We start from the raw sequence: 14,796 nt of genomic DNA on the forward strand, positions 1-14,796 counted from the left end.
CCGTCGTCTTCACCGGGGTCGCCGCCGTCGTCGCCGTCGTCGTCACCGGGGTCACCGCCGTCACCCGGGTCCGGGGGATCGATCGGGCCCGGGTCAGGGTTGCCCGGGTCCTCCCCGCCGTCACCCGGGTCGGGGAAGAGCGGCGGCAGGTCGAACGCCGGGAACGTGGTGACCTCTTCGAAGGCCTGCTCCACGATGGGAGCGACCTCGACCACGGGGTCAGCCGCAGGGGCCGGAGCCGACTCCTGAAGCGTCACCGGGGCGGCCTCGGGCGTGACATCGGGGACGGTCTCGTCCGCGGTCTCGGCCGCGAAGGCCGGAGTCACCGAGAAACCAGCCATGAAAAGGCCGGCCGCAGTGACCGTGAAGACCCGCTTCTTAAGGGACATCCCACTCCTTTCTTTCGCTTGCGAAATGAACTACTCAGGGGGAATGGCATACAGGTGGCCCTCGTGGACCACCACCGCGCGGTCGCCGAGAAGGCCGCGCGGAGTCTGGGTGTCCTCGGGAACCTCGGAGGGCTCACCGGCGGCGTCCAGCGCCACCCGTTCGCCGTCCAGTTCACCGAAGACCTGGGCACCGACCGTCGCCTCGGGTGTGAAGCCCGGAACCACGGCGGTCTCACCGGTGGCCGGTGAGAACAGCACCGGGCCGTAGGCGACCAGGTCGACTCCGATCGGCGCGGAGAGGTGGCTGACGCCCTCCAGGGCGTCCTCCTCGATCTCCGCCGCGCCGAGGACGGCGCCGTCCTCGCGGTCGTGGAAGGCCAGGAGCGAACCTTCGCCCCGCTGCGCTTCCCAGCGGACGATCACGTACTCGCGCAGGGCGGTGACCACGCCCTCCATGTCACCCGCGCCGTCGGGACGGTCGGCGTGGACCTCCTGCTCCCCGCCGCCGGGCTCGACCCACTGCCAGGGGCCGTTCACCACGGCGGTCAGGGCGCGGTCGTCGGCCGCGAGCATCGGCTCCGAGCTGCCCGGAGCCTCGAACTCCTCCAGCTCTCCGTCGATGGGCAGGTAGGAGGTCTCGTCGGTGCGGACCAGGACGGAGTCACCCGCGTACCGGGCGGAGCCGGACTCGGGGAGCGTGATGCTGGTGGGGCCGGCGCCGGAAACGGGCCAGAACCACAGGGTGTCGGCGGTCTCCATCGCGATGGCGTCCTCGCTGCCGTACTCCACGAACCGGGGTGCGCCGAGCCCGGCACCCGCTTCGAAGGGCAGTTCCACCGACCACTCGCGCGAGCCGTCCTCGGCGAGGAGGTTGAGTTGCTCTCCGGGGTCGATGTAGGCGAGGAAGAGACCGTCGCGGCTGATCCCGGGCTGGGTCTCCGGAGCGAGCTCCTCGGAGAAGTCGACCGTGGGCGCGTACCCCGGCGGGGCCTCGAACTCCAGGGCGACCGCGGGGTCGTCGGCCCCGTCGTCCTCCGTCGCCGTGGAGACACCGGGCAGGAATCGGGTGACGACCACTCCGCCACCGACGACGAGCAGCAGAGCGAGCACCGCCGCTCCCCCGATGAGGACCTTCCTGCCGCCGCCTCTCTCCTTCCCGGCCGCCGGAGGATGTCCCGGAGGCGTCTGACCGCCCTGGGGCGTGCCCGGGATAGGCGGCTGCGGACGGTCCGAGAGGGCCTGGTCCGCCGCCTGCACGACCCCCGAGGGGGTCGCGACCAGACGCCAGTAACCGTTGGCGTCACGCGCGTCGACCAGTACCGGCTGCCCGATCCGGGCGGCGTAGCCCGTGGCGACGTCCAGCGCCGCGCGCCGCGTCTCCTTGGGAGCCAGGCCGCTCACGACCTGGCGGTGTCCCTCGATGACGATCTCGGCGCTGAGTTCGTCGGGCGCGATGACGATGACCGCGGTTGGCCGGGGGTGCTCCGGACGGGACGCCCGGCTCATGGTGCCTCCGAAGGCATGGGGAACGTGAACCTGTTCGTGTACGGGAGCAGGGGGACGATCAGCGATGACGGTCGGTCGCGGCGCGACGGGATCCGCAAGCGGGGGTCAAACGGCACACGAGTAGTCAATGCTGCACGTGATGATACTGACCGTCTCAGAGGATGTTCACTCCGTTTCATCGAGAAGGAACCGGGCACCAGTCCCGCCTCACCTGTTCGAGTTCGCCCCACGGGACCGGTGACCTGCTGTGACTTGCGGAGGAGGTCACGGGACCCGCCCGGCGCGACTTGCTCACGCTGGAGAGGACACCCCAAAAGGCGATCAGGTTCACGCCGAAATTGGCCGGATCTGGCCAGGGGGTCCTCGGTTGAACCGGACTCCCACCGCTCACGCAGGTCGCGTGGACGGACGGGGGTCGCGTGGGCCGACCCTGTGCAGGTCCAGTGTCCGACGCCCTCCGCTCGTCAACGGGTTGGGCCGGTAACGCAGCTCGACGTGCGCCTCCTCCCCGGGACGCAGGTCGACCTCCAGTGGCGCCGAGCGTTGCAGGGCGAGGAGAGCGCGGACCCGGCGCCGCCCCGGAGCCACCACGACCGTCGCCCACTGGCCCGCCGCCAGACTGACGACGTTCTCGCCGTCCACCTGGAACCGCGGGTTCAGCGTGTTCAGTCCCCCCGGGCGCTGGACGGGAACGCCCAGGTAAAGAACGGCCCACCCCGGAGTCGGCGTCACGTGCGCGCCCCAGCCGACGATCATCGGCCCCGGCCCGGGCGGGGGCGCCGCCCCGGACTCCCGCACCTGGCAGACGATCGCCAGGGCGTACAGGGGGACGGTGAACGCCAGGAGGAAGCACACCTCCCAGGAGCCGCGCCAGACGACGGTGGCCACAGTGGCGAGCAGGAGCGGCCCGCACAGGAGGTGTGACCCGATGCCCAACAGCAGTCGGTGGAGGTCACCAGCCGCGCGCCGCTCCCGCTCGTCCTCGGCGGGCGAGACCAGGAACGCTATCCGGACCAGGAACACGCACATGGCGCCGAGGACCCAACCGACGATCTGCACGACGACGAACGGAGCGCCCCAGAAGCCCAGGAAGAAGGCTGTCGCCAGGGAGAGGACGCTGCCCACGAGGAACACGGCGGAGAGTCTCATCGGCCCTCCCCCAGCGATGCAGGAGCCCGGAGCCCGTTCTGCCCCAGGGCGGCGATGGCGCGGTTCTCGCGGACACGGAGCACGAAGGACAGCGCGTAGGAGACGAGGCAGACCACCAGCACCGGGACCGGGTCCCAGGTCTGGTACCAGAACAGGCTCCAGACAGCGACGGGGAGGAAGGCCGGGTACACCGCCCAGGCGACGCCCATGCCCCAGTTCCCCAGCTCGTCCCTCGTCGCCCGCGGCGGCTGCGTACGGCCGCACTCGAAGGCGTGACCGACCGCGAAGAGGAGCAGCACGGCGAAGACCCCCGCGCTGGTGAAGTGCAGGTGTCCACCGGAGGTGGGCGTCACGACCAGGGTCCCCAGAAAGGCGTACAGGCCAAACAGGTACGAGGACCTCATTTGTCGGTCCCCTTCCCGAGTTCGGCACGTTCCCACAGGTAGGCGCGGGTACTCAGGACAGCGAAGCCCGTGGCGCCCAGTGGGAACAGGGCGAGGGGCCAGAGTGACGGGACTCCGAGCGGGTGGATCAGGTTCAGTGCGGTCGGCAGCGCCGCGACCAGAGCCATGGGCCAGGCCAGCCAGACGAAGACGACGCTGACGACCGGCGGCCTCAGTGTCCCGGCGAACCGGCCGGGCAGGGCCGGGGCGATCGCGGCGAGGATCTGCCCGACCAGCACCGCCACCAGAGCGAACAGCATGAGCACGAAGAAGGGGCGGCTCTGGTTGATGGATCCGTTGGTGAGGATCGTGTACACCAAGAAGCTCACCAGAGCGGCGGCCACGACGGCGGTACAGAAGCTCTGCGACGCGGCCGTCGAGTACCCGCGGGGTGCCTCCGGGACCGGGCGGCGGTGGGCCCGGGTGGCGAGGAAGGCCAGGAACAGAGCCGTGAGCGGAAGCAGGAGGAGCGGCCAGAGCCACGGGAGGAGCCCCGTTTCGGAGAACACCAGGGACAGGGGGATCACCGCCACCAGCCACGGCATCCAGACGAAGGCGATGGCCTGTTCCGGTCGCGCCGAGGGAGCTCCGGGGCGCTGGGGCAGGGCCGCCAGGTACAGGACGCACAAGCTGGAGAAGGCCAGAGCGAGGAGGTTGGTGGAGCCGTGGTGAAGGGGGTGACCCGTGGTGAGGGTGAACCACAGGGTGACGCAGAGAATCGCGGCCATGATCGAACCGATTCCGAGGCGCGAGGACGCGTGGATCGGGGGCCCGGAAGGGGAGGGCACTGGGGGCCTTTCAGGGGACTGTCCAGGCTCGGGGCGGCGGGTTCGCGGCCTCCCGCCGGACACAGTCAAAATACTGACATTCCCGGCTTAACGGTCCCTTTGGCCGTTTCTGGTCAGCGCCCGTTGAGGGTGTCGATGACCGCCTGCTCCCGCCGCTGGGCGAGCCGGTCGGCCCGCTCGAAGTGGCGGGGGGGGGGGTTNCTCGAAGTGGCGGTTGGCGAGTTCCGCGCGGGCGGATGCGGTGCGCACCGTGGGCCACAGGGCGTCGATCTCGGAGTTGAGCGAGGACCCCACCAGCACGGCGATCGCCATGACGTACAGCCACGCCAGGATCGCGATGGGGGCGGACAGCGAGCCGTAGATGCTCACCTGTCCGAAGGAGGCGTCCAGGTAGGCGCGCAGGCCGGCCGAACCGGCCAGGAGCACGAGGGTGGCCAGGAGCGCCCCGGGCAGGTGCCGCCACAGCGGGGTGCGGACGGGGACGCTGAGCGCGTAGAGCAACGTGACGGCGGCGGTGACGAGCAGGGCCACCAGCGGCCAGTAGAAGAGGTTGAGGCGGCCGACGGTGAGCGGCAGCAGATCGTGGACGATGTCGGGTCCGGCCACCATCACCGGCAGCACCAGGACCGCGAACAACAAGCCTCCCAGGTAGGCGAAGAAGGCGAGCACCCGCTGCCACAGCCAGCCGCGCAGTTCGTCCAGGCCGTAGGAGATGGTGATGGAGCGGATGAAGACGTTCATCGCCCGCGAACCCGACCACAGGGACACCAGGAAGGTGACGGAGAGGACGCCGCCCGGGACGCCGCCGAGGAAGTCGTCGACCAGCGGCTCCACCACGCTCTCGACGGTGGCGGGGGTCAGGATGCGCGCCGCCAGGTCCAGCATCCACTCGCGGATCTCCACCACGAGGTCCTCCCCGAACACCATGGCCAGCGGCCCCAGGGCGCCCAGGAGACAGAGCAGCAGCGCGGGGAGGGAGATCAGCGCGAAGAAGGCCGACTCGGCGGCCAGGCCGACGACCCGGTCACGGGAGAAGGCGCGGATGGTGCGCAGCACGAGCAGCGTGCCGCTGCGGAAGGCGGGATGGCGTCTGAGCCAGGCGTCGACCATGCGCCACAGGCTTTCCCAGAATCCCACCACAGGGAGAACGTTAGCGCTCCTCAGGACGGTCGGCACCATCGCGGCATGACGTGACTCACATTCGGGCCCGATCGGCACGCCTGGACAAGCGCCGGACGCCCGTGCCATTCTCGAAACATGAACGCTGTTCTCGACCCCATGCTCCGCGTGCGCCGCCACGTGGACTTCCTGCGGGTCAGCAGCGCCATCTGTTGCAGCGTCGGATAACTTCTCGCCGCCTTTTGACGCACCCTCAGGGGTGCGCGCGGCCCCGGCGCTCCCCCTCTTCCTTCAACTCCCACACGGGCTTCACCCGTGACACCAGCCACGACGACGTGCGGTGTCCACGGGCCAGTGGTGCGGGCGCCGGGATCGTGAGCACCCCGCGACCCCAACGGAGACACCCGCGATGCCTCCCTCTTCCGCGCAGCCCGGCAAGCCACCCACGGCAGCCAAACCCAAGCGCCGCCGTGGTGAGGGCCAGTGGGCCCTCGGCTACCGCGAACCGCTGAACAAGAACGAGGAGAACAAGAAGAACGACGACGGGCTCAACGTCCGCGATCGGATCATCAACGTCTACGCGAAGGGCGGGTTCGACTCCATCGACCCGGCCGACCTCCGTGGGCGCTTTCGCTGGTTCGGCCTCTACACGCAGCGTGCCCCGGGCATCGACGGCGGCAAGACGGCCGTGCTGGAGCCCGAGGAACTCGACGACCGCTACTTCATGCTGCGCGTGCGCATTGACGGCGGCCAGTTGTCGGCGGCCCAGCTGCGCGCGGTCGCGGAGGTCTCCCGTGACTACGGACGCGACACCGCCGACATCACCGACCGGCAGAACGTGCAGTACCACTGGATCCGCGTGGAGGACGTCCCCGCGATCTGGGAGAAGCTGGAGTCCGTGGGGCTGTCCACGACGGAGGCCTGCGGGGACACCCCGCGCGTGATCCTGGGCTGCCCGCTGGCCGGAGTGGCCGAGGACGAGGTCCTGGACCCCACCGCGCAGATCGAGCAGATCTACGACGAGCACATCGGCAGTCCGCTGTTCTCGAACCTGCCCCGCAAGTTCAAGTCGTCTCTGTCCGGGTGCACCGTGCACTGCGTGAACCACGAGATCAACGACATCGCCTTCGTGGGCGTGCGCGACGAGGCGGGCGAGGCCGGGTACGACCTGTTCGTCGGCGGCGGTCTGTCCACCAACCCGATGTTCGCGCAGCGGCTGGGCGCCTTCGTGCGCCCGGACCAGGTGAGCGAGGTGTGGGCCGGGGTCTGCGGGATCTTCCGCGACTACGGTTTCCGGCGCCTGCGCACGCGTGCCCGGATCAAGTTCCTCATCAAGGAGTGGGGCGCGGAGAGGTTCCGGGAGGTCCTGGAGCGGGAGTACCTCGGCTACGCGCTCCCCGACGGCCCCGGTCCCGTGCTGGACCCGGGGGTGCGCCGCGACCACGTGGGCGTGCACCGCCAGCGCGACGGACGGTTCTATGTGGGCTTCGCGCCCAAGGTGGGCCGGGTCTCGGGCGCCTCGCTGCTGCGGGTCGCCGAGATCGCCGAGGAGCACGGGTCGGACCGCATCCGCACCACCGCCGACCAGAAGCTGGTCATCCTCGACATCGAGGAGGAGCGGCTCCCGTCGATCACGGCCGCGCTGGAGGCCGAGGACTTCCAGGTCAACCCGAGCGTGTTCCGCCGTCAGACCATGGCCTGCACCGGCATCGAGTTCTGCAAGCTGGCGATCGTGGAGACCAAGGGCCGCGCGGCCACCCTCATCGACGAGCTGGAGAAGCGGCTTCCGGACTTCGAGGAGCCGGTGACCATCAACGTCAACGGCTGCCCGAACTCCTGCGCGCGCATCCAGGTCGCCGACATCGGTCTCAAGGGCCAGCTGGTCATGAACGACCGGGGTGAGCAGGTGGAGGGCTACCAGATCCACCTGGGCGGCGGCATGGGGCTGACCCAGGCCTTCGGCAAGAAGATCCGCGGGCTGAAGACGACCGCCGACGATCTCCCCGACTACGTCGAGCGGGTGCTCCGGCGCTTCCAGGAGCAGCGCGAGGACGGCGAGAACTTCGCCGCCTGGGCGGGCCGCGCGGACGACGCGGACCTGAAGTGACCACCTGACACCCAGAGGCCCGGGCGGTGCGCGCCCGGGCCCGCCCGACCCCCTGACCCGGGCCGGGTCCACCGGAAGGAAGAGGTGCGCCGTGTCCGAAAGGGCCGCGCCTTACTACTGCCCCTACTGCGGCGACGAGGACCTGATGCCCGAGGAGGGCGCCGCCGTCAAGGGTGAGGGCTACCCCTGGGCCTGCCTGTCGTGCGCCCGGGTGTTCCGAGTCAAGTACGTGGGCCTGCGCTCCGCCTCGTTCTCCGCGGGCGGAGCCCCCTCCAGACCGACGGAAGGCAACGAATGAACGCCACCATCGCCAAGACCGGCGGACCGGAGTCGGCCGCGCGGGCCGCCCGTGAGCTGGAGGAGGCCTCGGCCCCGGAGATCATCGCCTGGGCGGCCGAGACCTTCGGCTCCGAACTCTGCATGACCTCCTCCATGGCGGACGCGCTCATGGTGGACCTGGCGTCCAGGGCCGCTCCGGGGATCGACGTGATCTTCCTGGACACCGGCTACCACTTCCCCGAGACCATCGGCACCCGTGACGCCGTGGCCTCCGTGTACGACGTCAACCTGATCACCGTGGAGCCGCTGCGGACCGTGGCCGAGCAGGACCTGGCCCTGGGCCCCCGGCTGCACGGGCGCGACCCCGGCATCTGCTGCCACCTGCGCAAGGTGGAACCCCTCCAGCGGGCGTTGGAACCGTACTCGGCGTGGCTGACGGGGCTGCGCCGGGAGGACTCGGTGACCCGCCGGGACACCCCGGTGGTGCAGTGGGACCGGCGTCGGCGGATGACCAAGGTCAACCCGATCGCCCGGTGGACCCAGGAGGAGGTGGACGCCTACATGTCCGAGCACGGGGTCATGGTGAACCCGCTCCAGTACGACGGGTTCCCCTCGATCGGCTGCGAGCCGTGCACCCGTCGCGTGGAGCCGGGCGAGGACCCCCGTAGCGGCCGCTGGGCCGGGACCGGCAAGACCGAGTGCGGAATCCACGTATGAGTGCCGGTGCGGGGTCCGGACCGGGCACCGCGGTCCCGCTGCTGGCGGTGGCGCACGGGAGCCGGGACCCGAGGTCGGCCGAGGCGGTCTCGGCCGTCTTCGATCGGGTGCGTGCGCTGCGGCCCGGGCTGGAAGTGCGCCTGTCGTACCTGGACCACGTGGCCCCCGGCGCGGAGGAGGCCCTGGACGAGCTGGCCTCCGGCGGTGCCGGTGAGGTCGTGGTCCTGCCCGCCCTGCTGACGGCGGCCTTCCACAGCAAGGTGGACCTGCCGTCGGTGCTCGACCGGGCGCGTGAGCGCGGCCCGTGGCTGCGGCTGCACTACGCCGACACGCTGGGCCCGCACCCGCTGCTGTTGGACGCGGTGGAGCGGCGTCTGGCAGAGGCGGGGGCCCGCGCCGAGCCGGGGACGGCGCTGGTGCTGGCCTCGGCCGGGTCGAGTGACGCCGGGGCCAACGCGGTGATCCGGGCAATGGCGGACGAGCTCGCGGAGCGGGGCCCGTGGGGCGAGGTGGTGGCCGCCTACGCCTCGGCGTCCGAGCCGAGCCCGGGCCGGGCGGTGCGGGAGTTGCTGGAGCGCGGCCACCGGCGCGTGGCGGTGAGCGGCTACCTGCTGGCTCCCGGTTTCTTCTCCGACCGGGTGCGTGAGCAGTCGACGACGGCGGGGGCGTCGGTGGTCGCCGACTCCCTCGGGGACGTGCCCGAGCTCGCCCGTGTGGCGCTGGAGCGCTATGACGCGGCGGTCGCGGCCCGGCACTCCCCCGTGCGGGAGTCGGCCGCACGACCGTGAGGGATCGGGGGCGGGCGGCCCACGGTGCCGCCCGCCCTCACCTGTTCCCGACCGGCGGGGGGCCGCCCCGCGNNNNCGTCGGCGGCCGGGTCAGGCGGCGGCGGTGACCGCCGCTGCGAGCAGGATCGCGGCGGAGAACAGCAGCGCGCCCGGGGCTCCCACCGCGCCCGCGACGCCGGCGGCCGCGGCGGGTACGGCGACCTGGCCCACGCGGTTGCCCCAGATGCGCAGGGCCAGGGCGGCCCCTCGGGCGCCCTCCGGGGCCAGGGTGGTGACCTGGGCCATGGTCAGGGGCTGTCCCAGACCGAGCAGGAAGCCGCCCACGACCAGCACCGCCGCCAGGACGGCGAACCCGCCCAGGGGCAGCGCCACCAGGGTGAGCGAGACGGCGGCGACCGCGGTGCTGGTGACGACCAACGCCTTGCGCGACCACCGGCGCCGCATCCACGGCAGTGTGAGGCGTGAGAGCAGCGAGGCACCGGCGCGCATGCTCAACAGGACGCCGACGAGCATGGGGGACAGTCCCCGGCTCTCGGCGATGAGCGGCAGGTAGGCCGTGAGGATGTCCACGGCGGTCAGCAGCGCCAGGCTGGTGAACAGGGCCGAGGGCATGCGGCGGCGGCGCAGGAGGTCCCGGGTGGGGACCGGGGGCGCGGCCCTCTGCTCGGCGGTGCGCCTCATCGGGCGCAGCCGCGCCAGGGGGATCAGCGGCAGGCCTCCGAGGGCGGCGACGACCCCGGCCACCAGCAGCGCGGTGGAGGTCGCGGAGAGCAGTTCCGCTCCCGAGGCGTCGGCGAGGATGGCCCCGGAGATCAGTGGTCCGGCGAGCTGGCCCAGGGAGGCCGCGGCGGTGAACCAGCCGAAGTCGCGGTCCAGGTGTTCGGGGCGCGAGTAGCGGGCGATGAGGGCCTGGGCGGAGACCATGCACAACAGGTGGCCGACGCCCACGACCGTGCTGGCCAGGGCCAGGCCGAGCAGCCCACCGGAACCGGCCAGGAACAGGCTTCCCACGGCCAGGATGACCGAGCCCAGGCCCGCGATCCATGCGATGCGCGCCGCGCGGTCGGTGAAGCGGCCCAGGGACACCGCGATCACCAGGGGAAGCAGGGCATAGGCGGCGGTGACCAGCCCGACCTCGACGGCCTCCCCGCCTACGGCGATGGTGCGGTAGGAGATGAGGGGGCGGACGAGGTTGAGCGCGGTGTGGGTGAGGACCACGCTGCCCAGCAGTCCCCAGAGCCACCGGGAGCGTTCCGTCGGTCCCGAGTCCGTCATGGTCCCCCTCGCGGCGTGTCCTGTGTGGACACCTCGCGGATTCGTCCCGTGACGGGATGATGACACGAGCGGGGTGTCGTACGGCGTCGGGCATCGTATCGAAGGGGCCGGTCAGGGAGGCGTGCCGGGGGTCCCGGGTTCGCCTCACGGGTGGCGGCGGGTTTCTGGGGGCCACGTCGGAGAAGCCGTGCGCGGGGTGGTGGCGCCGGTCGGAACCAGCCGGCGGTCGGGCGGTCGGCGCCCGTTCCCGGCGCCGGTTGAGTAGGTTCGGGGTACTGGAACCGAGCGGACGGAGTGTGCGATGGCCGGGCGGGACGGAATCCGGGACATGCTGCGCGGACTGCGGGTCTTCGCTGGGCCCATGGCGGCCTTCGACCCCTCCGCCGCCCCGGACGACCCGGTGGACCTGTTCGTGGAGTGGCTGGGCGAGGCCATCGAGGCGGGCGTGCCCGAGCCGCACGCGATGACGGTGGCCACGGCTGACGCCGACGGGGCGCCCTCGGCGCGCGTCCTCATCCTGAAGGACCTCACTGCCGAGGGGTGGTCGTTCGCGACCACCACGACCTCCGTCAAGGGGCGGGAACTCGCGCGGAACCCGAAGGCCGCGCTCCTCTTCTTCTGGGGGCTCCAGGGGCGTCAGATACGGCTGCGCGGCCCCGTGGAACTGGCCGGATCCGAGGAGCGCGCGGCCGACTTCACCGCCCGCTCGCTGGAGGGCCGGGTGGCGGGCCTGCACGGACGCCAGAGCCAGCCCCTGGACAGCCTGGAGACCATCCACACGACCGCCGAGGAGAGCCGCGCCCGGTTGGAGGCCGACCCCGGACTGGTGCCCGACCACTGGGGCCTGTACCGGCTCGCACCCACCGAGATCGAGTTCTGGCAGGCGGACCCCGACCGGCGCCACACCCGTCTGCGGTACCGGCGCGAGAACGTCTCGGCCCCCTGGGAGCGCGGACTCCTGTGGCCCTGAACCGGGCGCCCCGCGCGCGTACGCCTGAGCAGGAGCGGACCGGGAAGAGCGTCGCGCGGACGTCACCGAACCGGCTTCGGTCGGGGGGTTCCGGGCAGGGATAGGATTCCCGCACCCGTCCACCCCCGAACCAGGATCGGAGCCGGAATGCCCGACACACACGAAGTGTTCAACCAGGCCACTCCGCTCGGTGACTACAGCGCCGCCGACGACCCCGCCCTCCTGGAGGGCCTGCGCCGCGAGGGCGCGGGCTGGGCGGAGGCCGACGTCCGCGAGATCGGCGACGCGGCGGGATCCGAGCGCGTGCGCGCGTGGGGCGAGTCCGCCAACGCCTACCCCCCGGTCCTGCGCACCCACGACCGCTACGGCCACCGCGTGGACGAGGTCGACTACCAGCCCGCCTACCACGTGCTCATGGACCAGGCCGTGGAGCACGGTCTGCACGCCGCGCCCTGGGCGGACGGGCGCGAGGGCGCCCACGTGGCCCGCGCGGCCAAGTTCTTCCTGTGGTCGCAGGCGGAGAGCGGTCACGGATGTCCGATCTCCATGACCTACGCCTCCGTCCCGGCGCTGCGCCACTCCCCCGAGCTGGCCGCGCGGTACGAGCCGCTGCTCACCGCGCGCTCCTACGACTTCGGGCTGCGGTCGCCGCTGACCAAGCGGGGTCTCCTCGCGGGTATGTCGATGACCGAGAAGCAGGGCGGCTCGGACGTGCGCGCCAACACCACGCGGGCCGTGCCCACGCCTGAGGGCCACCACCTGCTCACGGGTCACAAGTGGTTCACCTCCGCGCCCATGAGCGACGTGTTCCTGACCCTCGCGCAGGCTCCCGAGGGACTGACCTGCTTCCTGGTGCCGCGGGTCCTGCCCGACGGCTCCCGGAACCGGATGTTCGTCCAGCGGCTCAAGGACAAGCTGGGCAACAGGTCGAACGCCTCCGCCGAGCTGGAGTACGACGGTGCCGTGGCCCACGCGGTCGGCGAACCCGGCCGGGGCGTGCCCACCATCATCGAGATGGTCAACAGCACCCGGCTGGACTGCGTGATCGGTTCCGCCTCGGGCATGCGCGCCGCCGTGGTGCAGGCCCTGCACCACGCCGAGACCCGGAGCGCCTTCGGCACTCCGCTCGTGGACCAGCCGCTCATGCGCAACGTCCTGGCCGACCTCGCCCTGGAGTCGGAGGCAGCCACCGCGCTCATGACCCGGCTGGCCGGATCGGTGGACCGCGCGGTGCGCGGCGACGAGGGCGAGGCGGCCTTCCGCCGTCTGGGCGTGGCCGTGGGCAAGTTTTGGGTGACCAAGCGCCAGCCGGTGCACGCCGCGGAGGCCCTGGAGTGCCTGGGCGGCAACGGGTACGTGGAGGAGTCGGGCATGCCCCGCCTGTTCCGGGACTCGCCGCTCAACTCCATCTGGGAGGGCTCGGGCAACGTGGCCGCGCTGGACGTGCTGCGGGCGATGGCGAGGGCGCCGGAGGCGGTGGAGGCCTTCATGGCCGAACTCGACACCGCCGCGGGCTCGGACGACCACTACGACGCCGCTCTGAAGCGGCTGGGCCAGGCCCTGGGCGATCCGGAGGAGGTCCAGTACCGGGCCCGCGCGGTGGTGGAACTGATGGCGCTGACTCTCCAGGCGTCGGTGCTGCTGCGCTACGCGCCCACCCCGGTGGCCGAGGCGTTCACCGTGTCCCGGCTGGGCGGCGAGTGGGGGCACGTGTTCGGGACGCTGCCCAGGGGCGTGGACACGGAGCTGATTCTGGACCGGGCTCGGCCCCGGCGCTGATCGTCGGGCTCCGCCTCCTACGCCGACTCCGTGACCCGTGTGCCGACCGCTCCATGGTGGGGCGGTCGGCACCGTCGGTTCGCGGGCCGAATTCCCCCGAACACCTTTCCCGCCCCTTTCACCGCCGTGCACATAAGCCACAGAAAGCACAGAACGGGCGTCCGAGAACGAACATCGGCCCAGTTCGGCATACTTCCGCGACCGAAGCGGAAGAAAGAAGTCGTCACCATCAAAAACGCCCTTACGGGCCCTGAAACCTAGAGACTGACGACGCCTATGGTGGAAGTGTGGCCAGGTAGTTCCTATCCGCTCGGTGCGACCTACGACGGTTCCGGCACCAATTTCTCGCTCTTCTCCGAGGCGGCCGAACAGGTGGACCTGTGCCTGTTCGACGACGACGGCGAGGAGACCCGCATACCCCTGACCGAATACGACGGCTTCGTCTGGCACGGGTACCTGCCCGGCGTCGGTCCGGGACAGCAGTACGGGTACCGCGTCCACGGCCCCTACGCGCCCGACCAGGGGTTGCGGTGCAACCCGAACAAGCTGCTCACCGATCCCTACGCGAAGGCGCTCAACGGCGACCTCACCTGGCACGAATCGCTCTTCAGCTACCACTTCGCCGACCCGGACCGAAAGAACACGGCCGACAGCGCGAGATACGTGCCCAAGTGCGTGGTGGTCAGTCCGTTCTTCGACTGGGGCAACGAGACGCGCCCCAACACCCCGTACCACCAGACGGTGATCTACGAGGCGCACCTGCGCGGACTGACGATGCGCCATCCGGCCATCCCCGAACACCAGAGGGGCACCTACTCGGGCCTGGCCCACCCGGAGGTCATCGACTACCTCACCTCGCTGGGGGTGACCGCCGTCGAGCTGATGCCCGTCCACCACTTCGTGCCCGAGCACGCGATGGTGGCCCGGGGGCTGACCAACTACTGGGGCTACAACACCCTGGCCTTCCTGGCCCCGCACAGCGGGTACGCCGCGCGCGGTTCGCGCGGCCAGCAGGTGCAGGAGTTCAAGGCCATGGTGAAGTCGCTGCACGAGGCGGGCATCGAGGTGCTGCTCGACGTGGTCTACAACCACACCGCCGAGGGCGACCACATGGGTCCCACGCTGTCCTGGCGGGGCATCGACAACCTCGGCTACTACCGGGTCAGCGACGAGGACCAGCGCTACTACCTGGACTACACGGGCTGCGGCAACAGCCTGAACGTGCGCCACCCGCACTCGTTGCAGCTCATCATGGACTCGCTCCGCTACTGGGTCCTGGAGATGCACGTGGACGGGTTCCGCTTCGACCTCGCCTCGGCCCTGGCCCGTGAGTTCCACGACGTGGACCGGCTGAGCACGTTCTTCGACATCGTCCAGCAGGACCCGGTGATCTCCCAGGTCAAGCTGATCGCCGAACCCTGGGACGTTGGACCGGGCGGCTACCAGGTGGGGAACTTCCCGCCGCTGTGGACCGAGTGGAACGGCAA

Annotated in this window: 13 protein-coding genes and 2 pseudogenes; 8 read left to right on the plus strand and 7 right to left on the minus strand. The window is 71.1% G+C overall.

The annotated features are described in order from the left end of the window. From D452_RS30445 to D452_RS28555, 6 genes and pseudogenes are all read right to left on the minus strand, one after another. Window positions 1-389 (minus strand): annotated as a pseudogene (locus D452_RS30445) (hypothetical protein); the annotation flags it as partial. 30 nt (window positions 390-419) lie between these two features. Further along, window positions 420-1,895 carry a hypothetical protein gene (locus tag D452_RS0117915; protein WP_017545523.1) on the minus strand — a complete coding sequence of 492 codons (1,476 nt, stop codon included), beginning with the start codon at window positions 1,893-1,895 and terminating at the stop codon, window positions 420-422. A gap of 387 nt (window positions 1,896-2,282) precedes the next feature. Further along, entirely contained in the window at window positions 2,283-3,044 is a 762-nt protein-coding gene (locus D452_RS0117920) for a hypothetical protein (RefSeq protein ID WP_017545524.1), read from the minus strand. Further along, window positions 3,041-3,448, minus strand: a complete 408-nt coding sequence (locus D452_RS0117925; RefSeq protein ID WP_017545525.1) for a hypothetical protein — start codon at window positions 3,446-3,448, stop codon at window positions 3,041-3,043. The genes D452_RS0117920 and D452_RS0117925 overlap by 4 nt, the downstream gene beginning before the upstream one ends. Beyond that, the gene (locus D452_RS0117930) at window positions 3,445-4,215 is read right to left on the minus strand and encodes a hypothetical protein (RefSeq protein ID WP_017545526.1); all 771 of its coding nucleotides are present in this window, start codon (window positions 4,213-4,215) and stop codon (window positions 3,445-3,447) included. The genes D452_RS0117925 and D452_RS0117930 overlap by 4 nt, the downstream gene beginning before the upstream one ends. 173 nt (window positions 4,216-4,388) lie before the next feature. Then, window positions 4,389-5,415 (minus strand): annotated as a pseudogene (locus D452_RS28555) (YihY/virulence factor BrkB family protein). A gap of 117 nt (window positions 5,416-5,532) precedes the next feature. Here D452_RS28555 and D452_RS31845 point away from each other — a divergent pair. The 5 genes from D452_RS31845 to D452_RS0117955 all read left to right on the plus strand — a co-directional run bounded on the left by D452_RS31845 (window position 5,533) and on the right by D452_RS0117955 (window position 9,285). Further along, window positions 5,533-5,622, plus strand: coding sequence for a putative leader peptide (locus tag D452_RS31845; protein WP_338042027.1), 90 nt, complete (start codon window positions 5,533-5,535; stop codon window positions 5,620-5,622). 181 nt (window positions 5,623-5,803) lie between these two features. Further along, the gene (locus tag D452_RS0117940) at window positions 5,804-7,501 is read left to right on the plus strand and encodes a nitrite/sulfite reductase (RefSeq protein ID WP_017545528.1); all 1,698 of its coding nucleotides are present in this window, start codon (window positions 5,804-5,806) and stop codon (window positions 7,499-7,501) included. Window positions 7,502-7,592: 91 nt separating this feature from the next. Next, window positions 7,593-7,799: a hypothetical protein gene (locus tag D452_RS0117945; RefSeq protein WP_017545529.1), complete on the plus strand. Its 207-nt coding sequence runs from the start codon at window positions 7,593-7,595 to the stop codon at window positions 7,797-7,799. Continuing rightward, window positions 7,796-8,497 carry a phosphoadenylyl-sulfate reductase gene (locus D452_RS0117950; protein ID WP_017545530.1) on the plus strand — a complete coding sequence of 234 codons (702 nt, stop codon included), beginning with the start codon at window positions 7,796-7,798 and terminating at the stop codon, window positions 8,495-8,497. Before D452_RS0117945 ends, D452_RS0117950 begins: the two co-directional genes overlap by 4 nt. Beyond that, window positions 8,494-9,285, plus strand: a complete 792-nt coding sequence (locus D452_RS0117955; RefSeq protein ID WP_017545531.1) for a sirohydrochlorin chelatase — start codon at window positions 8,494-8,496, stop codon at window positions 9,283-9,285. The genes D452_RS0117950 and D452_RS0117955 overlap by 4 nt, the downstream gene beginning before the upstream one ends. Before the next feature lie 90 nt (window positions 9,286-9,375). Here the strand turns inward: D452_RS0117955 and D452_RS0117960 are convergent, their stop codons facing one another. After that, entirely contained in the window at window positions 9,376-10,560 is a 1,185-nt protein-coding gene (locus D452_RS0117960; RefSeq protein ID WP_017545532.1) for an MFS transporter, read from the minus strand. Window positions 10,561-10,861: 301 nt separating this feature from the next. Here D452_RS0117960 and D452_RS0117965 point away from each other — a divergent pair, with 301 nt between their 5' ends. The 3 genes from D452_RS0117965 to glgX all read left to right on the plus strand — a co-directional run. Further along, on the plus strand, window positions 10,862-11,530 hold the full coding sequence (locus D452_RS0117965; RefSeq protein WP_017545533.1) for a pyridoxine/pyridoxamine 5'-phosphate oxidase: 669 nt from the start codon (window positions 10,862-10,864) through the stop codon (window positions 11,528-11,530). Between the two features lie 147 nt (window positions 11,531-11,677). Next, window positions 11,678-13,309 carry an acyl-CoA dehydrogenase family protein gene (locus D452_RS0117970; protein WP_017545534.1) on the plus strand — a complete coding sequence of 544 codons (1,632 nt, stop codon included), beginning with the start codon at window positions 11,678-11,680 and terminating at the stop codon, window positions 13,307-13,309. Window positions 13,310-13,585: 276 nt separating this feature from the next. Further along, window positions 13,586-14,796: glycogen debranching protein GlgX (glgX, locus tag D452_RS0117975; RefSeq protein WP_017545535.1), on the plus strand; the 1,211-nt coding region annotated here is incomplete at its 3' end.

The organism is Nocardiopsis prasina DSM 43845 (genome assembly GCF_000341265.1).
Taxonomy (GTDB): Bacteria; Actinomycetota; Actinomycetes; order Streptosporangiales; family Streptosporangiaceae; genus Nocardiopsis; species Nocardiopsis prasina.

Bases quoted from the DNA above. Each gene is read 5' to 3' on its own strand.
- D452_RS0117915 (WP_017545523.1), bottom strand. From the start codon at position 1,895: ATGAGCCGGGCGTCCCGTCCGGAGCACCCCCGGCCAACCGCGGTCATC.
- D452_RS0117920 (WP_017545524.1), bottom strand. From the start codon at position 3,044: ATGAGACTCTCCGCCGTGTTCCTCGTGGGCAGCGTCCTCTCCCTGGCG.
- D452_RS0117925 (WP_017545525.1), bottom strand. From the start codon at position 3,448: ATGAGGTCCTCGTACCTGTTTGGCCTGTACGCCTTTCTGGGGACCCTG.
- D452_RS0117930 (WP_017545526.1), bottom strand. From the start codon at position 4,215: ATGGCCGCGATTCTCTGCGTCACCCTGTGGTTCACCCTCACCACGGGT.
- D452_RS31845 (WP_338042027.1), top strand. From the start codon at position 5,533: ATGAACGCTGTTCTCGACCCCATGCTCCGCGTGCGCCGCCACGTGGAC.
- D452_RS0117940 (WP_017545528.1), top strand. From the start codon at position 5,804: ATGCCTCCCTCTTCCGCGCAGCCCGGCAAGCCACCCACGGCAGCCAAA.
- D452_RS0117950 (WP_017545530.1), top strand. From the start codon at position 7,796: ATGAACGCCACCATCGCCAAGACCGGCGGACCGGAGTCGGCCGCGCGG.
- D452_RS0117955 (WP_017545531.1), top strand. From the start codon at position 8,494: ATGAGTGCCGGTGCGGGGTCCGGACCGGGCACCGCGGTCCCGCTGCTG.
- D452_RS0117960 (WP_017545532.1), bottom strand. From the start codon at position 10,560: ATGACGGACTCGGGACCGACGGAACGCTCCCGGTGGCTCTGGGGACTG.
- D452_RS0117965 (WP_017545533.1), top strand. From the start codon at position 10,862: ATGGCCGGGCGGGACGGAATCCGGGACATGCTGCGCGGACTGCGGGTC.
- D452_RS0117970 (WP_017545534.1), top strand. From the start codon at position 11,678: ATGCCCGACACACACGAAGTGTTCAACCAGGCCACTCCGCTCGGTGAC.